The organism is Stenotrophomonas sp. STEN008, assembly GCF_056760435.1.
Window position 1 is genome coordinate 36,193 of sequence record NZ_JBRRET010000004.1, and the last position, 22,273, is coordinate 58,465.

General features: G+C 66.3%; 21 protein-coding genes. 14 read left to right on the plus strand and 7 right to left on the minus strand.

Translation table 11 applies throughout. The features are described from left to right. The first annotated feature begins 6 nt into the window (after nucleotides 1–6). The gene (locus ACVOME_RS03185) at nucleotides 7–1,581 is read left to right on the plus strand and encodes a S15 peptidase family protein (protein WP_481504716.1); all 1,575 of its coding nucleotides are present in this window, start codon (nucleotides 7–9) and stop codon (nucleotides 1,579–1,581) included. Here ACVOME_RS03185 and ACVOME_RS03190 read toward each other — a convergent pair. Together ACVOME_RS03190 and ACVOME_RS03195 are read right to left on the minus strand one after the other, a co-directional pair. Continuing rightward, on the minus strand, nucleotides 1,555–3,987 hold the full coding sequence (locus ACVOME_RS03190; protein ID WP_481504717.1) for an ATP-binding protein: 2,433 nt from the start codon (nucleotides 3,985–3,987) through the stop codon (nucleotides 1,555–1,557). The two genes, ACVOME_RS03185 and ACVOME_RS03190, sit on opposite strands and share 27 nt — an antisense overlap. A gap of 264 nt (nucleotides 3,988–4,251) precedes the next feature. Then, nucleotides 4,252–4,890 carry a response regulator gene (locus ACVOME_RS03195; RefSeq protein WP_481504718.1) on the minus strand — a complete coding sequence of 213 codons (639 nt, stop codon included), beginning with the start codon at nucleotides 4,888–4,890 and terminating at the stop codon, nucleotides 4,252–4,254. An 83-nt stretch (nucleotides 4,891–4,973) separates the two neighbouring features. On the opposite strand from ACVOME_RS03195, the gene ACVOME_RS03200 reads away from it, so the two are divergent. Continuing rightward, nucleotides 4,974–5,618, plus strand: coding sequence for a response regulator (locus tag ACVOME_RS03200; RefSeq protein WP_065176078.1), 645 nt, complete (start codon nucleotides 4,974–4,976; stop codon nucleotides 5,616–5,618). 90 nt (nucleotides 5,619–5,708) lie between these two features. Then, nucleotides 5,709–5,912 carry a hypothetical protein gene (locus ACVOME_RS03205; protein ID WP_065176077.1) on the plus strand — a complete coding sequence of 68 codons (204 nt, stop codon included), beginning with the start codon at nucleotides 5,709–5,711 and terminating at the stop codon, nucleotides 5,910–5,912. Between the two features lie 35 nt (nucleotides 5,913–5,947). Here ACVOME_RS03205 and ACVOME_RS03210 read toward each other — a convergent pair whose 3' ends face one another. After that, entirely contained in the window at nucleotides 5,948–6,253 is a 306-nt protein-coding gene (locus ACVOME_RS03210; protein WP_154582308.1) for a hypothetical protein, read from the minus strand. A gap of 377 nt (nucleotides 6,254–6,630) precedes the next feature. On the opposite strand from ACVOME_RS03210, the gene ACVOME_RS03215 reads away from it, so the two are divergent. From ACVOME_RS03215 to ACVOME_RS03265, 11 genes are all read left to right on the plus strand, one after another. Continuing rightward, nucleotides 6,631–7,053 carry a hypothetical protein gene (locus tag ACVOME_RS03215; protein WP_155760210.1) on the plus strand — a complete coding sequence of 141 codons (423 nt, stop codon included), beginning with the start codon at nucleotides 6,631–6,633 and terminating at the stop codon, nucleotides 7,051–7,053. Nucleotides 7,054–7,225: 172 nt separating this feature from the next. Next, nucleotides 7,226–7,969 carry a hypothetical protein gene (locus ACVOME_RS03220; protein WP_065176075.1) on the plus strand — a complete coding sequence of 248 codons (744 nt, stop codon included), beginning with the start codon at nucleotides 7,226–7,228 and terminating at the stop codon, nucleotides 7,967–7,969. 66 nt (nucleotides 7,970–8,035) lie between these two features. Continuing rightward, nucleotides 8,036–8,533 (plus strand): CS1 type fimbrial major subunit, encoded by a 498-nt coding sequence (locus tag ACVOME_RS03225; RefSeq protein ID WP_053515864.1) that lies wholly within the window; start codon nucleotides 8,036–8,038, stop codon nucleotides 8,531–8,533. A gap of 83 nt (nucleotides 8,534–8,616) precedes the next feature. Beyond that, nucleotides 8,617–11,148, plus strand: coding sequence for a TcfC E-set like domain-containing protein (locus tag ACVOME_RS03230; protein WP_065176074.1), 2,532 nt, complete (start codon nucleotides 8,617–8,619; stop codon nucleotides 11,146–11,148). Continuing rightward, nucleotides 11,145–12,368: a hypothetical protein gene (locus tag ACVOME_RS03235; RefSeq protein WP_065176073.1), complete on the plus strand. Its 1,224-nt coding sequence runs from the start codon at nucleotides 11,145–11,147 to the stop codon at nucleotides 12,366–12,368. Before ACVOME_RS03230 ends, ACVOME_RS03235 begins: the two co-directional genes overlap by 4 nt. A gap of 81 nt (nucleotides 12,369–12,449) precedes the next feature. Then, entirely contained in the window at nucleotides 12,450–13,046 is a 597-nt protein-coding gene (locus ACVOME_RS03240) for an NADPH-dependent FMN reductase (protein WP_053515860.1), read from the plus strand. Between the two features lie 11 nt (nucleotides 13,047–13,057). Continuing rightward, on the plus strand, nucleotides 13,058–13,741 hold the full coding sequence (locus ACVOME_RS03245; protein ID WP_053515858.1) for a hypothetical protein: 684 nt from the start codon (nucleotides 13,058–13,060) through the stop codon (nucleotides 13,739–13,741). Between the two features lie 19 nt (nucleotides 13,742–13,760). Beyond that, nucleotides 13,761–14,711: a DUF2268 domain-containing putative Zn-dependent protease gene (locus ACVOME_RS03250; RefSeq protein ID WP_481504719.1), complete on the plus strand. Its 951-nt coding sequence runs from the start codon at nucleotides 13,761–13,763 to the stop codon at nucleotides 14,709–14,711. 186 nt (nucleotides 14,712–14,897) lie between these two features. Then, nucleotides 14,898–15,938 (plus strand): alpha/beta hydrolase, encoded by a 1,041-nt coding sequence (locus ACVOME_RS03255; RefSeq protein ID WP_481504720.1) that lies wholly within the window; start codon nucleotides 14,898–14,900, stop codon nucleotides 15,936–15,938. Nucleotides 15,939–15,970: 32 nt separating this feature from the next. Then, on the plus strand, nucleotides 15,971–17,452 hold the full coding sequence (locus ACVOME_RS03260) for an OprO/OprP family phosphate-selective porin (RefSeq protein WP_065176068.1): 1,482 nt from the start codon (nucleotides 15,971–15,973) through the stop codon (nucleotides 17,450–17,452). Between the two features lie 77 nt (nucleotides 17,453–17,529). Beyond that, the gene (locus ACVOME_RS03265; protein WP_053515935.1) at nucleotides 17,530–17,952 is read left to right on the plus strand and encodes an H-NS histone family protein; all 423 of its coding nucleotides are present in this window, start codon (nucleotides 17,530–17,532) and stop codon (nucleotides 17,950–17,952) included. 9 nt (nucleotides 17,953–17,961) lie between these two features. Here the strand turns inward: ACVOME_RS03265 and ACVOME_RS03270 are convergent, their stop codons facing one another. From ACVOME_RS03270 to ACVOME_RS03285, 4 genes are read right to left on the minus strand one after another with little or no spacing between them, the layout of a single operon-like run. Further along, nucleotides 17,962–19,014 carry a sialidase family protein gene (locus tag ACVOME_RS03270; protein ID WP_154582307.1) on the minus strand — a complete coding sequence of 351 codons (1,053 nt, stop codon included), beginning with the start codon at nucleotides 19,012–19,014 and terminating at the stop codon, nucleotides 17,962–17,964. Nucleotides 19,015–19,019: 5 nt separating this feature from the next. Continuing rightward, entirely contained in the window at nucleotides 19,020–20,579 is a 1,560-nt protein-coding gene (locus ACVOME_RS03275; RefSeq protein ID WP_481504721.1) for a sodium/sugar symporter, read from the minus strand. Next, a complete protein-coding gene (locus ACVOME_RS03280) occupies nucleotides 20,576–21,511 on the minus strand; it encodes an SMP-30/gluconolactonase/LRE family protein (protein WP_253118503.1) in 936 nt (311 codons plus the stop codon). The genes ACVOME_RS03275 and ACVOME_RS03280 overlap by 4 nt, the downstream gene beginning before the upstream one ends. After that, a complete protein-coding gene (locus ACVOME_RS03285; RefSeq protein WP_197571792.1) occupies nucleotides 21,508–22,272 on the minus strand; it encodes an SDR family NAD(P)-dependent oxidoreductase in 765 nt (254 codons plus the stop codon). The genes ACVOME_RS03280 and ACVOME_RS03285 overlap by 4 nt, the downstream gene beginning before the upstream one ends. Between the last annotated feature and the right edge of the window lies 1 nt (nucleotide 22,273).

The window sequence follows — 22,273 nt, forward strand, 5'->3', positions numbered from 1 at the left end:
ACGACGATGCGCAAGATGCTGCTGCTGTTGATCCTGTTGACCGGCCTGTCACCTGCCGCCTGGGCGGTGACCGTCACCACCACCCATCAGACGATACCCAGCTGGGACGGAACACCGCTCGGGGTATTCGTCATCCAGCCGCAGGGGCAGGGCGAGGGACGCCTTCCGCTGCTGGTCATGCCCAGCAGTTGGGCCGTTCCCAGTGTGGAATATGTCGGCGTCGCGCAGGCGCTGGCCCAGCGTGGCTATATCGTGCTCAGCTACAGTTCGCGCGGATTCTGGGAGTCGGGTGGGGCGATCGACATCGCCGGACCCGCCACCGTGGAGGATGTCAGCGCGCTGATCGACTGGGCGCTGGACAACACCCGGGCCGATCCCGCCCGCATCGGTGTGTCCGGCATCTCCTACGGCGCCGGCACCAGTCTGCTGGCGGCGGCGCGTGATCCGCGCATCAAGGCGGTGGCCGCACTGAGCGGCTGGGCCGACCTGCAGGCGGCGCTGTACAGCAACAACACGCCCAGCGCGCAGGGCATTGCCCTGCTGGTGGCCGCCGGCCTGGCCACCGGCCGTCCCGGTGAGGAGCTGGCCACGATCAACCGCAGGGTGGTGACCGGCAACTTCCAGGGCGCGGTCGAATCGCTGCTGCCGGTTGCGGCACTGCGCAGCCCATCGGCCAGCGTGGCGGAGATCAACGCCAACCGCCCCGCCATCTTCCTGGCCAATGCCTTCAACGACAGCCTGTTCCCGCCCGGCCAGCTGGTGGACTTCTTCAATGCGTTGACTGGCCCCAAGCAGCTGCAGCTGCGTCATGGCGATCATGCCCTCAACGAGGCGCTGGGTGCGCTGGGGGTGCCGAATGAGGTCTACGCCTCGGTGGGGGACTGGTTCGATCACTACCTCAAGGGCGTGGCGAACGGCATCGACCGTGCCCCGGCCGTGCAGCTGAAGTCGCAGAAGGGCAGCTGGAACACCTATGCAGACTGGCAGGCGACCCGTACCGGGGCGACCCAGTACGCGCTGACCGCGCCGGGCGGACTGCTGCTTCCCACGGGCGGCCTGGTCGAGAACGGGCGCAGCAGCGGCTGGAGCTACCGCATCGGCAGTGGCCTGCCGACCGCTGCCAACTCCGGTGTCGCGATGGTGTCCGGCTCCCTGCAGATGATCAACGTTGCGCCTGGCGCCTACGTGCCCTTCATCGGCCGCAATGCCGCCGGCGTCTGGCAGAGCCCGGTCTACTGGAGCGCCCGTCGCCTGGACGGCATGCCGGAAGTGCGCGTCACCGTCACCCCAAGCCGGGCCGATACCACGCTCTATGCGTATCTGTTCGTCGAGGACGTCCTCGGCAACGGGCAGCTGATCAGCCACAAGCCGTACACCCTGCGCAGCGCGACCCCAGGGCAGGCCAGCACGCTCGATCTGCGTCTTGAAGCGAGCAGCTGGAACATCCCGGCCGGAAGCCGGCTGACCCTGGTGATCGACACCGTGGACCTGCGCTATGCCGGCGTCAGCCAGCTCGGCGGAACGGTCACCTTCAGTTCCCCGGCCAACGCACCTTCAGTCCTGCGGGTGCCCTTGCACTGAGGCGATGCCGCGTTCCTCGACGGGGACGCGGCCGCGTGCGGCGGAGGAAGCGCACGGCGCCGCTGCCAGCGGCGCCTGCTGCATCCGCGTGCCATGCGCCGCATACCATCGCAGGTCTTCGATGAGGCGGGCGATGTCACTGGCCGACGCCGGGTCTGCCGTGCGTTGGCGCAGTGCCGGCATCAGGGCCCGCGCGATGGCTTCGATGCCACGCTCGCCAGCGATGGCCGCGCTGCCGCAGATGCGGTGGGCCATGTCGCTGGCCTTGCCCCAGACGCCCGCCTCGACCGCGACCTGGAGATCCTGCAGGTCGCTGTCATACGATTCCCAGAAGATCTCCAGCATTCCGCGTGCGATCTCGTCCCCCGGTCCGCGGCCCAGCCAGGCCCTGAGCTGGAAGGTGGAGAGAGGTTTGGTCACGACGTGATCGAACCCCGCCTCGGCGCACTCCTTCGCATGTTCAACGCCCTCCATCGCTGAGATCGCCAGGATGCTGGCACGTCCTTGCCGCCGCGAGTGCTCAATCGCGCGGATCCGCCGGCACAGTGCGTAGCCATCCATGTCGGGCAGGTTGCAGTCCAGCAGGATCGAGCCGAACTGAGGAGCCGTCCGGATTACGCGCAGGGCATGCGCAGCATCCGTCGCCAAGGTCACCGACAGCCCCATCGCCTCGATCTGCGCCTTGAACATCCGTGCACTGTAGATATGGTCCTCCACGATCAGTACCGATGGATTCCCGTGCGTGGCGGTCGCCTGCGGTTGCAGTGCGAGCGTGGGAGCGGAAGCTTCGCAGGCTCGCGCGTGACGTGCGGGAAGCACGACGTGGAAGCGACTGCCTTTTCCGGGGCTGCTCTCCACCTGGATGGAACCCCCCAGCCGCTGCGTGATGCGCGAGCAGATGGACAGGCCCAGGCCAGCACCGCCCAGGGCGCGTCCCTGCTGGCTCTGCCAGTAGTCGGAGAACAAGGCGTCGCGCTCCTCGGTACTCATGCCGATGCCGCTGTCGATGACCTCGATGTTCAGCGTGCAGTGCCCGGACGTGCCGGCCTCCACCCACAGGCGCACACGTACGTCACCGTTGCGTGTGAACTTGATCGCGTTGGACAACAGGTTGACAACCACCTGCCGCACCACGATGGGATCGATCCACAGATCGCCCGGCTCGCCACCGGGCAGTTCCACATGGCAGGTTACGTTGCGTTCGCGCGCCTGCGGGCGGAACGCGCGCACCGACTCCTCGATCAGGGGGCGCAGCGCGACCCGCGTTGGCTCCGCTGCGCGGCTGCCTCCTTCAAATCGCGAGTACTCCAAAGCGTTGTTCAGCAGAAGACTGAGGCTGGAGGCACTGGCCAGGGCTGCATCGAGGGCCTCTTCCTGCTCCAGAAGCACGGGTCCCTTGCCGAGCAGGTCGGTTGCCGAAAGCAGCGCATTGGCCGAATTGCGGATTTCATGGCTGACCACGGCCAGCATCCTTGCCTTCTCCTGCGCGGCGCATTTGGCCAGATCCCGTGATCGCTTCATCTGGTAGGCCGCGAACGCCAGCGCCAGCAGGATGAGCGCGGCGGAAATCGCTTCCGTCCGGTAGTACAGCAGGATTGCGCCGACCGAGGGCGGCGTGCGGTACACCGTCTCCAGCCAGCCATCGATCACATCCCGGTGATGGGCGACCGAAAGCGCGCGGAGTCCGCTGTCGATGGTGTCCAGCAGCGCCTTGTCCTCGCGCCTGACCACCGCACGCACCACGATCGGCAGCTCCGCGACCGCACCGGACGCGACCAGGGTATGCTGGAAGTATCGGCGGATCACCGGGTTGTACAGCGCATCGGTTCCCAGCGCCGCATCCGCCGCTCCCGACTCGACCGCACCGAGGATCTGCGGCACTCCCGTGAACTCCAGCACCTTGATATCCGGATGATGGCGCCGGATCCAGTCGACGTACTGGCTGCCCTCGCGTACGGCGACCACGTGGCCGGACAGCGCGCCCAGCGTAGCGAAACCGGGCCCCGCCGCGCGCGAGAACAGCAGTGTCCTGCCCTCGTAGTAGGGCGGCGACACCAGGAAGCGGTCATCCTGCGGAAGATCCAGGTCCATGACCGAAGGCACCAGATCAACCGTGCCTGCCTGAAGGTGCCGATAGGCGTCCGCAGGTGATCGGGTGGGTACGAACTGGAAGCGGACGCCCGCGAGCCCGGCGATGTGCATCATGTAGCGATAGGCGGAAGCACCTTTCCCGGTGGCGAAGCCAACCGCACGCCCTCCATCCAACTGCGGATCGGCGGCCACACGGATGATGCGCGCCTGCGTGACGTCGTCGTTGCGGGAGGAGTGATGGACTCCCGTGGCAAGCGCGCAGAGCAAAAGCGCGGCTGCAGCCAGCAGCCCGGCCATTCCTGTTGATCGTTTCATCGGCCTTCCAGAGGCGGGCAAAGCACGTGAGCGGATCTCACGGGACGTTGTGCTGAAGAAGCCGTGGCGACGCGGTGCTGTCACCCCGCGGTGCTCCTCCATTTCGGTGCTGGAAGGCTAGCAAAGAGTGCCCGATGCGTCTTTGCAACTAATTGTATTGGAGAACCTGAACGAGCCGTACATCATTCGTGCCCCGGCCCGCTGCCGCCTTCCCACTACACGAGGTGCCAACGCGACCCTGGGCGCGCCCGTCGACAGACGCGCTCATTCCAGTCCCAACTCCGATGCGAACCTGAAAAGTTCGGCATTGCTGCTCACGCCGAGCTTGCGCATTGCCGCACGCTTCTGGGTGCTGACCGTCTGCTTGGTGACCGCCAGCTCAAGCGCAATCTCATTCACACCCTTGCCCGCCAGAAGCAGATGTACCACCTGTGCTTCGCGAGGCGAGAGCAGTTCGCCGGCGGAATCGAATCCGTTCACATCGCGGCAGGCCAGGATGGCGGGTGAGAAATACCGGCGTCCCTGGGATGCGGCCAGCAACGCTCTGGCGACATGCCGCAGGTCATCCGACTTGCTGACCACCGCGGCCACCCCGCGCGTGAGCAGAACCTGGATGATCGGCCACTGGTCCAGCGCGGTGAGAACCACGATGCGCAGTGCCGGGTACCTGCTGCACAACGTATCCACCAACGCCAGGCCATCGCAGCCGTCGCCAGCGGGCAGGGAGTAGTCGACGACGGCAACATCGGCAGGCTGGACAGCGAGGAGGTCCAGCAGTTCGACGCCGTTTGCAACGCTGGCCAGGCATTGGAATCCTGCCTGCTCATCGACGATCGCCTCAACCGCAAAGCGTGTAATCGGATGATCGTCGGCAATGACAACATCCTCGACTCGGTCTTTCATAGTGTTTTCCTTCGCATTGCGTTTTCGCGAACAGGAAACTTCACGGCCAACCTGACAAGCGTCAACAGAAGGAGGCGCGAAACATGCCTGTCGAATTCATCATCGCCGATGATCACCCCGTGGTCACCATCGGCGTTGCCCGGCTCATCGCCGCACACCCGGACCTGTCCCTGCGGGGGTGTGCCAGGAATTCGAGCGAGCTCGTCAACCTGCTGGCCACCACCAGCGTGCAGGTCGCGGTGATCGACTACTCGATGCCGGGTGGCGAGTACGGAGACGGTCTGTCATTGATCCGCTTCCTCCTGCGACGCTTTCCTCGCACGGCGCTCGTCCTGCTCACCGGGAACGACAGCAGCCACATCATCGAGCATGCGCAGCGGGCCGGCGTGAAATGCATCGTTGCCAAGTCCGATCCGCTGGAGTACCTGCCACCGGCCATTCTCGCCGCGGCGGTCGGCAGGAACCACCTGTCGCCGCGGATGCTCGAACTCGCTTCGCTGCATGAGCAGCGACCGGGCGTGGTGCTGTCCGGGCGCGAGCTGGAGGTCCTGCGCCTTCTGGTCGAAGGTTACAGCCAGCGCGAGGTGGCCCGCCAGTTGTGCCGCAGCGTACAGACCATCAGTGCACAGAAGCGCTCGGCGATGAAGAAGCTCGGCCTCAACAGCACCATCGATGTCCATCGCTATGCTGCTGCCAATGGGTGGGTGACCTGTACCGATGGCGGATAGGCCTGCGGCATTTGCAAACTAGTTCGATTGTGGAAGTGAACTGCCATCCATACAGTGACTGCAACTTAACTCGTAGTCCGGGGGAGCGGAATGACCATTGAACTGGATGCCTGCGTAGCCGGAGTGCTTGCACGGTTCGCTGCACTGGATGTCGAGCAGCAGCGGTGGTTCCTTGATTCATTGAACGGCTACATGTATGCGTCCGCGCCGCAGCGGAGGCAGCTGCGCAGCACGTGGGAGAACCATCGTCACGACGAGGTGGGCGGTCGCAGCGCCGTGCCCCGGCAGGCCTAGGCGGCCACGCGTGTGGAGTGGGGTGCCCGCACACATCATCGCTGTTCCGTGACGCCCACGATCTGCACCGATTCCCGATACAGTGCAGCAACGCCGGACCTCGCCGCGCTTGCCTGCTCCAGTAGTGTCTCTTCCACGGGCAGAAGCCCGGAGCGACATGCCTGCACCACGTCCTTGCACTCCATCATCATCCACTTCGTCTGACTGTCGTCCATCACGATTCTCGACAGCACGCGCGAGGCTTTTCGCAGTGCGATCTCCCGCGATGTCGCATGGGCACAGACGTAGGCGTAGAGCGGGGGCGCGAGGCCATGGCGATCACGCCGCAGGTCGAACTTCATCAGAAAGCACACACGCATCCGAACACCGCATCTCCGGCCGGGTCAAACGGCGCGCCATCGCGCCGACAGTGCAGCTCCAGCGGGTTTCGCTGCAGTGCAATATGGCAACAGTGCAATCAAGTCCGCGTTCTTTCCATAGAACTTTTATCAATCATTCGTTGCCGAGCTGGCCGGACAGGGCGATCCGCGCTGAACTTCGGAGTTGTTCGATTGAGTGCTCCAGCCGGCGGACATAGCATGGACGGCGCGCCGGCGCAGGAAGCGGCGAGGGGGCTGTTACCTACATGGACCATGTCGAGGGGGTCAAGACGATGTTCGCAGCGGGAGCCGGAGTACTGTCGGATCTGCGTCACTGCCTGTGCCGGGACTCCGCAACGATGCCCCATGATGAAGGTGCCATCCTGGGGCCGTCATCTGCATCGGAAGAGGCAGGCGTGCGCAGCCACATTGCCTTCCTGTGCCGATTCCCCGATCGCGATGTGCCGGTGATCACCAGCCGGTTCATGGGCCGGTCACTGACGGTGAGCATCGGGCTGGAGCCCCGTGGCGTCGGTCACGCAAGAAGGCAGGCCACCGGGGCAGAGCAGCGTGCGCTGCGCAGCGCGTGCGGCCGCGGTCGCATCCATACCGTTGCCATATCCACACGCACCGCCGCTCCGATCACCCTGCACGGCATGTTCCGTTCGGTGCCCGATGGCGAAGGCGTGATGATCCTGTGCGCCGACGATGCGGTCCGCCAGCATGTGATCGCTCTGATGGGCCTGTCGAACCACTGTTCCAGCTGCGGCGCGACCCGCTGATTCCCTGTTACAGCGTGCGCAGTACACGAAGCTGAGCCGTTCATCCGCGCGGCCCGGGATTTCGAATTATTCGGAATAGTTGCATACCCAGGCAGAGTATCCGTCCCTATCGTAGCGCCCTTCGATGAAGAGGGTGTCGGCAACGCCGCACCCCGACCTCAAGGAAGCTCCGATGAAACGCCTCATTCTGCTGGGCGCAGCCTTGCTGTTGCCCACGTTCGCCAGCGCCGAAATGCCGTCGATCCACGTCGGCGCCATGTACGAGTACCTGTTGCCCGACCAGGGCGCATTGCTGAAGCGTGTCCGCAACAGCGGTGACGCCACGGCATTCGTGCGTGTGCAGGTCACCGAGGTGCGCTACACGGAGGACAACACGCCTTACGAGGTCGATGTGGAGCCGGGTGTGTATGGCGGTGGTGGCAATGCCCTGATTGCCAGCCCTTCGCGCCTCATCGTTCCGCGTCAAGGGCAGCAGGCCACGCGGCTGCTCTTCCACGGCAATCGTGACAAGGAGCGCTATTACCGTGTCCGCTTCGTGCCTGTGCTGCCGAAGAAGGAGGACGAGTTCGCACTGACCGAGGCGCAGTCCGAGGACTATCGCCGTTCCATCGCGGCCGGCGTCAACGTGCTCACCGGTTACGGCGTCTTCGTCATCGTGCATCCGGAAGCGCCGTCGTCCGATCTGCGCACTGATCGCCAGGCCGACCGCACCGTGGTGCACAACGCGGGCAACAGCACCGTGGTGCTCGACAACGTGCGCCAGTGCAGCACCGGCAGGCAGCCCGGGCAATGCGGCGCGTCGCGCAGGGTGCATCTGTTGCCCGGACGCAGCGAGGCATTCGCACATCTGCTTGGCCAAGACCATCGCTTTGAAATCGTCGAGGGGAAATCCCGCAAATCCGTCCTGCTCGACTAGCAGCTTCCTCTGAAGCTGCGTCCACCGCCGCACACGTCGGCATTTTCCAACCCTGGAGCAATTGCAATGAACCTGAAGTCCATCACCGTGGCCGCCCTGGCCACCCTGACCCTGTCGCCGGCCGTCGCCTTCGCCGATCCGGAGCAGTTCCCGCTGCAGATCAACGTCACGGCCACCGTGCCGTCGCCGACCGGCCTGCAGATTTCCCCCGTGGGTGACTGGGCCGGCGAAACCCAGGACCTGCCGTGGAACATGACCACGCAGCGTCTGGAGCCGGTGCAGAAGCAGATCGACATGAAGAGCGGCCTGGGCGCGATCACTGCGCACCTTGCCTACGACGCCAAGCTGGCGGCAGACGCCGGTGAAATGCCGATGACGGTTTCCGTGGCCGGCAAGACCCTGGACGTGGGCCCGGCCGCCGCCGTTGAAGTCGCGACTGAAGTCGAGGCTGCGGCTGGCAAGCGTGCCCTCGTGTCCATCGCAGCGGCGCCGGCCGGCGGCGACTACCTGCAGGGCAACTACAGCGGCACCGTTTCGATGATGTTCGAAAGCCGCTCGCCGTAAGCACAGTCCTGTGCAGACCGGGCGCACCCGCTCCCCCCGGGAGAGCGGGCGCGCCCCTCAGTCTTACTCAACAAGAGAACATCATGTCTCCGCGCACCCTCCCTCTCGCCATTACCCTCGCGCTGTTCTGCAGCGCGCGTGCCGTGCTGGCCGCAGAGGGTGCGCTGGACACACTGAACCTGCTGGAACAGTCCGATGCCCTGCCGGACGACTTCCGCGATCACTTCTTCGATGTGCCGCTGGTGGTCCGGGTAGAGCGGGACGGCGAGTACCTGGGTGACGCGCGCGCCGTGCTTACCCGCGACAACGCGGTGTCGTTGCTGGAGTTCACCGACGCGCACGGCAGCACCCAGCCCGAGAGCGAGCGCGAGCGTTGGCTGGCCGTGCTGGGCTCCCCTCATGCCCTCGGCCCGTGCACGAGGCCGTGCCGCGATGGGCTCGCCGGCCTGCACTACAGCCTCGAGAGCTCCCTGCTTTCAATCGCCTCCGAGGCGGCCGGCCAGGCGTTGGCGGTGCAGCGCCACCTGTCGCTGCCCGATTCCGGCAGCAGCGGCCTGATCCTGCGCCACCAGTTGAATGCCTACGGCGGAGAGGGCCAGCGGGCTGCCGGTCGCTACGCGCTCGCCGCACAGGGCAGCGTCGGCAACTGGACACTGGACGCCAGCTACCAGGCGGACCGCAGCGGCGAGGATGATCGTCGCGTCCGCCATGTCCTGCAGTCACTGCACGCGCAGCGTGAGTTCAAGGACCATTTCCTGCGTGCAGGATGGTTCCTCCCGAATTTCGACGGCGTTACACGGCAGCCCCGTGGCGCCGGACGCACCCGTTTCACCACCTTCGGGGTGATGGCCGGTTCGTCCGATACGCTGCTGGTGGACAGTCGTTCGCCCAGCCTGTACCCGGTATACGTGACTGCCAACCGCGAGGGCAGCGTCGAGGTCTACCGTGACGGTAGCCTGATCCTGACCCAGGCGGTCCGTCCGGGGCTTCAGCAGGTGGAGACGCGACGTCTGCCTGGCGGCATCTATGAAGTGGAACTGCGTGTGATCGAGGACGGACGCGAGACGTCACGGACAACGTCCATCATCCACAAACCCACCCAGTGGCGCGATCCCAGCCGGCGTTGGCGCTACAGTGCCTTTGCCGGCGTGCAGGACAGCCTGCTGGACAGCTTCGATGATCCCGGCGCGGGCCGGCCTGCCGTGGGCGGCGTGGTCAACTATCTTGCGCATCCACGTGCGGTGCTTGGCGTTGCTGTGCAATCCATCGGGGACGAGCGCTCGCTTGCCGGTTCAGTCGACTGGCAGGTCAACGACTGGGCCAATGTCTACACGAATGCCTATACCTCCAACCGGACCGGAAAGGGCGTGGACCTGCAGGGCCTGCTGCGCTACCGCAATGGCAGCGTGGTCGCCTCGCATACGCGGAGCTGGCAGGTGCAGGGCGACCTCATCGAGCCTCCGCCGTTTCCCGGGTACACCAGCGCGCCCGTGCGCGAGGGCTGGTTGCGCACCTCGGCAGTCGGGGTCAATCACGGGTTCGGCCGGCATGGCCAGCTTTCGGCCCGGATCTCACACAGCCAGGGCATCAGCCGCGGCACCGGCTTCGACCTTTCATTCAGCCGTCGGCAGACGCTGTTTGGCAGTGACGCCAACTGGCGGGCTTCGGTCTTCGATCGCCCCGGCAGCATCAGCTCGGGCCTGCGACGCAATCGTGGCGTGGAGTTCACCTTGAACATCGCGCTCGGCCAGGATGGGCGGCGCTACAGTGGCAGCCTTGGCTCACGTACCGCGGCCCGGGGCGGCCGTGACGTCTACGCCAGTGCAGGCGTGCAACAGAGCTTCGCAGACAGCATCGTGCACAGTATCGCCGGGCAGGCGACCGTGGACAGCACGGGCATCGGCCTGGGCGGCAACGCCCACTTCGAGTCGGCTGCACTGCGCGGGGATCTCCATCTGCAGCGCTCTTCGCTGGACGGTGGTGTGAGCGGGGGCGTCAATCTGGAGAGCACGCTTGCCGTGGGCGGAGGCTCCCTGGCGATTGCAGGCGACGGCCAGGCCAGCATGGTTGACACCGGCATGATCATCGATGTGCGTTCGGACCTGGCCGGCGCCACGATCCGCGCGCACGACAGCCGTGGCGGCTCCCACATCCTGCGCCCCGGCCGCAATCTGCTGCCGGTGTCCGCCTACAGGCCCGGGTCGATCCAGCTCGACTTCGATGATCACCATGCGCCTGCCGCCGCGATCCAGCCGTCGGTGCTGCCCTACCACCTCAACAAGGGTGGCATCGCCTACAACCAGGTCGATGTCGTCAGAACGATCACCGTGCTGGGCCATCTGCAGGACTCGCAGGGGCGGCCGTTGGCCGGTGCGCACGTGATCAATCATGCCGGGCGCAGTGTCGCCGAGGCCGATGGCTTCTTCGCCCTGGAGATGAACAGCCGGATGCCGACGCTGGTGGTGCGTCATCCGGACATCAGCACGTGCAGTTTCGAGGTGGATGGCCGCACAACCCGCCCGCGTGGGGAGATGTGGATGGCCGGCATCCTCAGATGTCCACCTTCGGCCTTGGCCGCACAGGCTGCGGCCGGCCATGCTGGAGAAGCGCCATGATGTTCCTTGCGCACTACCGCCTTCTTCGCCGGCTTGCCCTTGGCATGCTGATGCTGCTGCCCGCGCTGGCCGCGCAGGCGGCCGACGTGTACATCACGGCCGAGTTCAAGCCGGACCTGGCAAACCCCAACCAACGGGGATTCGTCAATACCACGCCGTGGAGCGGGGTCTGTGCCAATGCGCATATGGCGACCTGCATCGCCAACAACTGGTGGAGCATCGATACGACCGTCCGTGGCAGCAAGGAGGTGATCCGCAATGCGGACTACGGCCCGGATGGCTTTTACATCGCGATGCCGGCACCGCGCACCGTGACCGTCACGTCCGAGGATGGCGCCAGCAGCTTCGACCTTACCCTGCGTGTGATCGGGGCGGCGATGCGGTTCACCGACGAGGACAGGGACGGGGCGTCGAGCGGGTTCTACTCCAGCGGCGGACCGAACAACTGCTCGTATGGGGTGACAGGATCAAGTGCCTATACTGTCATGCGCATGCTCCTGCGCCGCGACGATGGACAGGGCGCCGTCGCCTGCGGCCTGCACTGGGTGAACACCAACAACTATGCCATTCCAGCACTGGATTTCGTCTATGCGCTGGAAACCCCGGCGCCGCTGGAGATGCGCAGTGGCATCTACACCGGTTCGACCCGCTTCTCGTTCGGGGGAACCGGGCAGGGCAGTGACTTCGACCTCGGGCACCGGGTATCCCTGTCCGACAGCCTGGTGAACGTGCATTTCCGCCTGGAGGTGCGCCATGCGTTCCGGTTGGATGTGGCCCCCGGCATGGATCACGCGGTGCTGGCGCCCAGAGGCGGGTGGAGCCAGTGGACCGACCATGGCATCGCACCGGCGCGGCTGCAGCAGGAAGTTCCGTTCCACATCAGCAGTTCCGGCCAGTTCAGTGTCTCGATGCAGTGCGAGCACCTGCAGGCAGACGGGCGCTGCGGGATCCGGAATACGAGCGTTGATGCCGATGACGTTCCGTTGGATGTCAGCCTGACATTGCCAGGTTTTCGTGATCGCGCGAGCGGCCGCCAGGTGGTGGATCTGCCGCTGCGGGTGAACCAGCCTCCGCCTGTATTCACCGCCGATGCCGTCATCATCGGGCGTTCGTCGACGCTTCGGTTCGCCGTGAACGGCGACCCGGTACGGAAGATGCTGGATCACCCGGGCACCACGTATCAGGGCAGCGTCACCGTGGTGTTCGACGCAGATCCATAGCGCTGCGACGTGTGGTGTCTGGCATGATCGGCAGAGCATTCGGACGAGTGCTCTCCATCCGGTCCTTCCTGGGAACCTCTGATGCCTGACAATTTCGCCCCCCTGCGCGTACTCGCTTTCGCCGGCAGCCTGCGCCGGAACAGTTACAACCGGCACCTGATCGACGCTGCAACAGGCTCGGCGCCGGCCGGCCTGTCGCTGACCGTCCATGACAGCATCGCTGACATTCCGCTGTTCAACGAGGACCTGGAAGCAGACGCTGCGGGTGGTCCGGACGGCGTGATGCGCCTGCGTGCTGCGGTTGCTGCGGCCGACGGCGTGCTGATCGCCACGCCCGAATACAACCAGTCCCTGCCGGGCGTGTTGAAGAACACCCTGGACTGGCTGTCGCGCAACGATGCCGCGCTGGGTGAGGTGCTGTCCGGCAAGCCGGTCGCCATCATGGGCGCCACCCCGGGGCGGTGGGGCACACGGCTGGCGCAATCGCAGCTGCGCCACGCGCTGGCCGCGATGGGGGCACTCGTCATGACCTCGCCGCAGCTGTACATTGCCGAGGCGGCATCGGCACTCGACACCGCAACGAATGACTTCGATGACGCCACCCGCAAGCGGTTGCACCGCTTCCTGGAGGGGTTCCAGAGCTGGATTCACCAGTTGCGCGGGGAGCGCACGCCATGAACCACACTCGCATGAAACCGATTGGATGCCTTGCCCTTGCACTGGCCGCGATGCTGACCGGCAATGCCTGGGCCGAGTCAGACGAGAGCACCAAGCGCCCGTCGGCCGAGCAGTTGCAGCGGCTGATTGTCGACCGCTCGCCGCAGACTCGCGTCGAACGTCCTGACAGCGAGCGGATCACAGCCCGCCGCATCGACATCGTGGATGACAAGGGCGTGATCCGCATGACGCTGTCGGGGCAGACGCCGGCACCGATCATCGATGGCATCCAGTACAAGCGCGCGTTCAACGTCGCGGGCATGGTGCTGTACGACGACAAGGGCAGTGAGCGCGGCGGGTTCGGCACCGCTGACATCGAGGGCGGGATGGCCGTGCTGGCGCTGGATCACCCGGCCATGGATGCGATCGGCTGGCGGGTATCGCCCGATGGCGAGGTCCGCTTCTCGATCAACCAGGCACCGCCGCCGATCCGCGATGCCGCACTGGGCAACAAGCTGGTACCGGGGGTGCAGGTTCCGACGCGTATCCAGATGGTGGTGGGCGCCGACGGCACGCCGGCCATCGCCTTGAATGACAAGCAGGACCGGACGCGCCTGCGCCTGACCGTCACTGCCGAAGGCCATGGTGCCATCGAGTTCCTCGATGCACAGGGCAGGGTGGTGCATACGCTGGCCCCGGAAGCCGGTGCGCAGTAGACGCCGGACGCGGCGGTCGATGGCATCGGTCATCTGCAGATGGATCGCCGGTGGGCTGGCAATAGCCTTGTTGGCCACGGCCGCACAGGCGGAGACTCGGGCGCGCGCGCCCATCGTGCGAACCGATGATGTGACACGCTTCTTCGCGGTGATGGACGCCAGTGGTGGCAGGCCGGATGCATTGTTGCTGCAGCGCCGCTATCTGGAGCCGGGCAGCGATGCGCTGCATCAGTTCAGCGAACTGCGTATCGGCTCGATGCAGCGGCTTGCCGATGCAATCCAGCAGAAGCCGGCGCTGTATGTGAAGGCGCGCACGTGTGCTGCGGCACTGCCGGGCATCCGCAGCGGAGTGACCCGTGCGCTGCGGAATCTCGGCGATATCGTGCCGTCGGCCCGTTTTCCTCCGGTCACCCTCCTCGTCGGACGGGGCACCACCGGTGGCGTGACCACGCCGGACGGCGTGGTGATCGGCCTGGAGACACTCTGCAACGCGGACTGGATGCAGGCCGATGTGACGGAACGCTTCGTGCACCTGATCGCGCACGAGTATGTACACGTGCAACAGCACGGTGCCGCGGTTGAAGTGCCGGCGCCTACGCTGCTGTACCAGACGCTGCTGGAGGGCGGTGCAGAGTATGTGGGTGAACTGATCTCCGGACAGGCCGCCAACAGCCATCTGCAGCGCTGGACCGCAGGGCGCGAATGCGCCCTGGAACGGGAATTCGCCGCGCAGCGCGACAGCACCGACCTGTCGCGGTGGCTGTACAACGGCCCTGGCGACGACACCCGCCGCGGCGATCTGGGTTACTGGATCGGGCAGCGCATCGCGCGGGCGTACGTCAACCGCGCCGACGACAGGCAGAAGGCCATCGCCGAGCTGCTGGATGTAAGGCCCGAAACCGCAGAGGCGCTGTTCAGCGCCAGTGGTTGGACGCCGGCGTGCGTTCCCGACAGTACCGGGGCGCGGTAGGCAGGTCGTGCTGGAGCCATGACTTCAGGCAGTGCCGGCGGTCGGCGCCACGGACATCGGCGGGGCGCATGACGATGTTGCAGTGCACACAGAAATACGCAGCGCAGCTAGTCCCATCCGGCTATAGGAGCCCAGCGCGGCTCGACGCACACTTCGTCCCGTTGAGGCCGAAGGGAGGGGCGTGAGATGAGTCTGTACATGGGGAGACTGCGCAGGCTGGCAATGCTTGTGTTGCTGCTGAATCCCTTGCTTGCGGGTGCGGCGCCGGCGGCATCGCCTGTGCCTGCACCCGAGGTGGTTCCGCTGTGGCCGCAGGACCACTGGCAGCAACGCGCGCGTGGCCCGGAACGGATCGGGATCGAAGGCAGCGCGAAGGGCGCGGTCTCGGGCATCAGCGATGCGCGCATGGAAATCTATCGCCCGCTGAAGCCGAACGGCTCCGCGGTGGTGATCTTCGGCGGTGGCGGCTACTTCCGGATCCAGATCGGCAGCGCCGCCAAGCCGACGGCGCAGTGGCTGCAGTCGCTGGGGGTCACGGCTGCGGTCGTCTACTACCGGCTGCCTGCCGATGGATGGGCACCTGTCTCGCCCTTCCAGGATGGCCAGCGCGCCATGCGGCTGATGCGCGCACAGGCGCCCAGCCTGGGGGTCGATCCGGAGCGCATCGGCGCGTTGGGCTTTTCCGCTGGAGGCAACCTGGCCGGGATCGTCGCCACGCGCTTCGATGCCCCGTTGTATGCGCCGGTGGATGCGGTCGACCAGCTGTCGGCGCGGCCGGATTTCCTCGGCATGATCTATCCGGTCGTTTCAATGCGTGCGCCGCTGGACCAGACCCGGTCGAAGCGGGAGCTGGCGAGCCAGGACGACGCCCAGCAGGCGTATTCGGTCGAAGAACACATCCGCAAGGACATGCCGCCGGTGTTCCTGGCCCAGGCCGTGGATGACCGCATCGTGGATGTCGGCCACAGCGTGGCGATGTACCAGGCCGCGCATGCAGCGGGTATTCCGGTGGAGCTGCATCTGTTCGAGGCCGGAGGCCACAGCTGGGGGCTGGGCCGGCCCGGCACATTGGTGGCGCAGTGGCCGCGGCTCTTCGCCAACTGGGCACGCAGCCACGGCTACCTCGGGCCAGCGCCTGCGCGGCTGCCCCCGAACGGTGGCCAGGCGATGCCGGCCGCTGCACCACAGCCCCAGCCTGCGCTGGACGACGATGGCGCGGGCGACTGAGCCGCGCACCGTACTTCATTCGGGAGAACTCCATGAATTCACTGAAGCGTGCCGCGCTCGCCGCGGCTGCCGGCGGCGGCCTGTTGCTGGCGTCACCCTCCGTGCTGGCCGCGGCCAGCGATACCGAAGCCGGGTTGCGTGCACAGGTGCAGGAGCAGGCCAGACAGCTGCGCGAACAGGCAACCCTGCTGCAGCAGCTGAGCGCACGCCTGGCTGCGCTGGAAGGGGGAACGCAGGGCGCTGCCGCAGTGCCCGGCAGCGACGCCAACGTTGACGCGCAGGTAGCCGCCGCAATCGCCGACACCCGGCAGGACGACCTGGCCATTCTGCAGGCACAGGTGGCCCAGCTTGCCGCGACTGGTGGGGGAGGCGATGGCAATGTGCGCTGGCGCAAGGGTGGGCCCGAGCTGCGCAGCAGTGATGGCCAGTTCACTTTCCATCCCCGTGGCCGCGTGCTGGTGGATTTCAGCACCACCCACGGATCCGGATTCGACGCGCGCAACGTCACCGGCACCGATCTGGCCAGCGGCCGCCTGGGTGCAGAGGGACAGATGGGACCGCTGGGCTACAAGATCGATGCGGACTTTGCTGGCAACGAGGTATCACTGAAGGACACCTACCTGTCCTGGGACACGCGGATGGGAGGGCTGCCGACAGAGATCTACGTGGGCAACAAGCTCAAGGACCGTGGCCTCGACGGTGGCACCAGTGGAGTGAACACGCCTTTCATGCAGCGCAATGCCGTGGCCTCGGTGGGCGCCCAGCAGAGCGGGTACTACGGACTGGGCGTCACCACCAAGGTGATCGGCGATGGCTGGCATGCCAGCGTCGCGGTGACCGGCGACGATATCGGCAATGACAGCACGGCCAGCGACACGATTGCGTATCTGCTGCGCGCGCACTGGAACCCGCTGCGAGGCCAGGCCGGCTTCCTGCACCTGGGCGGCTGGTACTGGTACGAGGATCTCGGCCAGGACGTCGGCAGCATCAACAAGACCTCGCCGATCGCACTGGGCTGGAACGGCAACGTGCGCGTATCGGCCAGTTCCATCGCCAACGTCACCGACAACCGCGCCTGGGGCCTGGAACTGGGCGGGGTGTACGGCCCGGTGTGGGCCTTTGCCGAACACACCACGCGCACCATCGAGTCGCGCACGGTCGACCCGGTCGACCAGCAGGCCACATCGATCTACGCAGGCTGGCTGATCACCGGTGAGCGCCCTGGATTCAGCAGCCGCTCCGGGGTATGGGGTACCACGCGCGTACTTCGCCCCGTGCAGGAAGGCGGCATCGGCGCCTTCGAGCTGGCGGCCCGCTATGACCGCTACGACTTCCTTGATGCTGCCCGCGGCGGCGAGGGCACGGCATGGACGCTCGGGCTCAACTGGTACCTCAACAACTGGTCACGCCTGATGCTGAACTACGTTCACTGGAAGACCGACAACAAGGTGGGCAATGCCCAGGGGCCGGATTCCGGCAATACTGTCGGCGTACGGGCGCAGGTCTCGTTCTGAGCCCGGTCGGCGATCCGGGTGCGGCATCTGCGGAGCATCCCTTGACAGGCCACGGCGCCACCACCACGCTGCGTGCCATGCATATCGATATCAAGGCGCTGGACGAGCGGCAGCTGAAGGCACTCATCGCGGCCGCCGAGCGGCGGCTGCAGCTGCTCGCACAGCGACGTTCCGCGGCCGTCGTCAGGCGTGAGCTGGTCGCCGCCGCCGCAGAATGCGGTTATTCAATCGAGGAACTGTTCGCCGGCGCCAGCGCGGTGTCCGTGCCTGCGGGCGGCGCTTCCCGCAGGCGCCGGAAGACAGGCAAGGTCGCACCCAAGTATCGCGACCCCGAGAACCGGCGGAATACCTGGACCGGTCGCGGGCGCATGCCGCGCTGGCTAGCGGACAAGACCCGGCACGGTCGCAGCGCGACCGATTTCCTGATTCCGGGCCTGGCCAGGCCGACGACGGGCAAGGATGTGGTCATCGGGCGCAGGAGTGTGTTCAAGCAGAAGTGATGGCGCCCCCTAGTAGCTCCCGAAACGGATCTGCACTGCGCCGTCCACCACGTTCACGACGCCGATCTCCGCAGGGCCGAGCTCGACCACGGCGGGCCAGGAATGGCGGAAACCCAGCGGCCATGCGGGAGGCGTCACCGTGCGCCAGCTCGATCCGCTGTCCTCGCTCCAGCTGACTTCGTTCAGGCACGAGGTCACGAACATCACCCCGCGCGTACTGGTCATGACGTGGGGGCCGCAGCGCTGGTCGGCGAGCGGCGTACCGAGGCCGGCCGGCCAGGTCCGCCCGTCCGTCGAGACCTTGTACGACACCGGGCATTGCGGGTCATCGCCGCAGGTCTCGAACACCATCAGGTAGCCACCGGCGGGGCGGCGTGCCATGACGGGCATGCCGGGCCGGAGCTGCCCACCGCCGGGCTGTTCGGCAATCGTCATCACAGGTCCCCAGGTGCGCCCGCCATCGTTGGACAGGCGCTGTGAAACGACCTGGTTGTAGGACGGATGCTCGTCGGCACGGGTTTCATCGGCATACACCACCGACAGCGTGCCGTCGTCCAGGCGCGTCAACACCGGCTCCCACACGCCGCGGTCCTTGCGCCCGTTCGGTGCCTCGTTGCCGGCGAGGGTGCTCAGGAAGGTCCAGTGTGCTCCAAGGTCGTCGCTGGCATAGAGATGCAGCCGGTAGGAGACGCCTTCGACCAGCGAACGCATCGCCAGCAGCACACGCCCCTCCGGCAGCACCAGCAGTTCGCCGTTGTCGATCATCCGGCCGGGCTCGGCCACGTCGGACCAGGGCGCCCAGCTGCGGGCCCGGTCACTGCTGATCGAGAGCTGCAGGGTGGTCGGCTGCCCTTCATTGAAGCGCGTGGTCACTGCCAGCCAGCGGCCATCCGGCAGCTGCGCCAATCGCCCCCAGCCCGCGTTGCGGGCGGCCACGGTGGCGGTGCCAGTCCATGTGATCTCCGCTGCGTGCAGCACAGAGGCGAACCCGGTCAGGGCCAGCAGGGCCAGGCAGCGCATACCACTGCGCAGAACGAATGCGTGTCGGACAGTCAGGCGCATCGAGGTCACCAGTAGGTTGCGTAGAGGGCCACCAGGATCGCCAGCACCGCCAGCGAAGCGACGTTGAACGATGGGGCGGTGGCATAGCTCACATCGTCGGTGCGGATACGATCACGATCGCCACTGGCGCGGGTGCCCAGCGCGACGCCTACGCCCAGCAACAGCGTGACCAGGAACACCACGCCCATGCGGTCCATGAAGGGCAGCGAGGGCCACAGCAGCTTCAGGGCCAGCGACAGTACGAAGGAGCCGACCGCCGCAGCCAGCGCACCGGCTTCGTTCGCACGCTTCCAGAACAGGCCCAGCAGGAAGATCACCACGATGCCGGGGGTGAAGAACCCGGTGAACTCCTGGATGTACTGGAAGCCCTGGTCAAACCCGCCCAGCAGCGGGCGGGCGGTCAGCACCGCCACGATGATCGAGACGGACGCCGCGAACCGGCCGACACGCACCAGTCTGGCTTCCGAGGCATCAGGCGCGCGCTTGGCATAGAAGTCGAGCGTGAAGATGGTGGCGACGGAATTGATCTTCGATGCCAGCGACGCAACGATGGCGGCCACCAGCGCGGCGAACACCAGACCCAGGATGCCGCTGGGAAGCAGCGCCAGCATCGTCGGGTAGGCGGCGTCCGGCCGTTCCAGGCCAGGAGCGAGCATGACCGCGGCGATGCCGGGCAGCACCACGATGGCCGGAATGAGCAGCTTCAGGAACGCAGCGAATACCACGCCCTTCTGGGCCTCACGCAGATCCTTGGCGGCCAGTGCGCGCTGGATGATGTACTGGTTGAAACCCCAGTAGCTGAGATTGGCGATCCACATGCCGCCCAGCAGCACCGACAGCCCGGGCAGATCCTTGTAGAACGGGTTGTCCTTGCTGAGGATCATTTCAAAGCGTTCGGGATGCTGCTGCCACAGCTGCATGAAGCCCTCGGTGACGCTGCCGTTGCCGATCTGGCCCAGCGTGATGAAGGTGACCAGCAGGCCACCCAGAACCAGCAGCGAGACCTGCACGATGTCGGTCAGCGCGACCGCCTTCAGGCCGCCATACAGCTGATAGGCCAGTGCGAAGGCGCCCAGCAGCACCAGCGCCACGTCTTGGTTGAGGCCTGCCACGCCGGCAATGGCGATCGAACCCAGCCACAGGATCGAGGTGAGATTGACGAATACGTACAGGCCCAGCCAGAACACGGCCATCAGCGTGCGGATGCGGTTGCCGTAGCGCTCCTGCAGGAACTGCGGCATGGTGGTGATGCCGTTGCGCAGGAAGATCGGCAGGAACCATTTGCCGACGATCAGCAGCGTGATCGCCGCCATCCACTCATAGGATGCGATGGCCAGGCCGATGGCATAGCCCGAGCCGGACATGCCGATGATCTGTTCGGCCGAGATGTTGGCCGCGATGAGGGAGGCACCGATCGCCCACCACGGCAGGCTGCGGCTGGCCAGGAAGTAGTCCTGGGCCGACTTCTGCCGGCCGGCCTTCTCGCGGGAAACCCACTGCGCGAGGATGAAGATGCCGGCCAGATAGGCCAGCACGATGCTGATATCCAGGGTGGAAAGGCTCATGGAAGCTCCGCGATGGGTCCGCGCTGTGGGCACGGCGGCACGTCGTTGGGGTTGCCGGCGAACCGGGGTTCGGGAACGCCGGCGATGCCGGCGTCGGTGGCGAACAGATGGCCGGCGAAGGGGTCGCGCGCGCGCGCGGCCGCGTCCAGGCCGTCGTGCGCGCTGGTGATGAACATCGTTCGCAGCGTGCTGCCGCCAAAGACCGGGCGGGTGGGCTGCGCGACCGGGACGGAAAGTATGCGGTCCTGCTGGCCATCGGGCCGGTAGCGCACCACGCGCGAACCGCCCCAGCGGGCATTCCAGAGTCCGCCTTCGGCATCGACCACACTGCCATCGGGCTCGCCATCCTCGGCCCGCAGATCGGCGAACACAGCTACCGCTCCCGGGCTGTCGCCGTAATCGCAACGCAGGATCTGCTTCTGCAGCGAGTCGCAGAAGTACATCGTGCGGCCGTCCGGACTGAACGCTACGCTGTTGGCAATCGCCACGGTCGGTAGCGGAAGCGTCTCGAGCACGAGCTCGGCGGTGAGCCTGTAGAAGGGTGCGACGGCCTGCTTCGGACCGTTCGTGGGCTCATGCAGCATGCCGAACACGAAGCGGCCCTGGCGGTCACAGGCGCCATCATTGGCGCGCAGACGCGCCCCTGTGTCGGGCAGCACAAGCACGTCACGCAGCTCGCCGCGCGCCGGATGGAAGAATGCCAGCCGCGACGCCAACGCCAGCAGCAGCCAGCCTTCGGCTTCGCACAATGCCAGTGCGGCCAGCCGCTCCGGCATCGGCCAGCGGGTGAGCGCGCCGTCACCGGGGCGATAGCGCCACAGCTGCGCCTGCGCGATGTCGGTCCAGTACACCACCGATTCGCGATCACACCACAGCACGCCTTCGCCCAGGGTGTTTGCGGCCGGCACCGCGACAGTGGCGGACCCGCTCACACCCAGCCCCCGTCGATGATGAAGTCCTGGCCGGTACACATGCGGCTGTCATCGGCGGCCAGGAACAGGGCGGCGCGCGCCAGGTCATCCGCGCGCAGATAGCCCGGCAGGCATTGCGCACGACGCAGCTGTGCTTCGCCCTCCGCGTCCAGCCACAGCCGCTGCTGCTTCTCGGTGATCACCCAGCCCGGTACCAGCGCATTGATGCGGATGCGGTCCTGCCCCAGTTCCCGGGCCAGGCCGTTGACCAGGCCGTGGACCGCGGATTTGGCCACCGCGTACAGCGGATACCCGCTGTTCTTGATCATCCAGCCCGTCGAACCCAGGCAGATGATCGAACCGCCGCCGAGGGCGCGCATGTCCGGCACCAGCGCCTGGATGGCGAAGTACTGGTGGCGCAGGTTCACCGCCATGCTGCGTTCAAAGTCCGCGATGCCGGTGTCGGCCAGGGCATGACGAGCATCGTTGGCGGCATTGTTGACCAGCACCGAGAACGGTCCAGCCAGGATCCGCGCGTGGGCGATGGCGGACCGGAGTGCCTCGATATCGGTGATGTCGCAATGCAGATAGCGCGGGGCAGTCGCAACGTCGCGCAGGCTTTCCAGCAGCGCTTGGGCGCCGCTGTCGTCGATGTCGAGAAAGACGACCTTCGCACCCTGCCGCGCGAAGTGCTCGACGAAGGCGGCGCCGATGCCGGTGGCACCACCGGTGATCAGCACCGCGCGGTTCTCAAGGCTGGGATAACGTGCCTGATCGGTCATG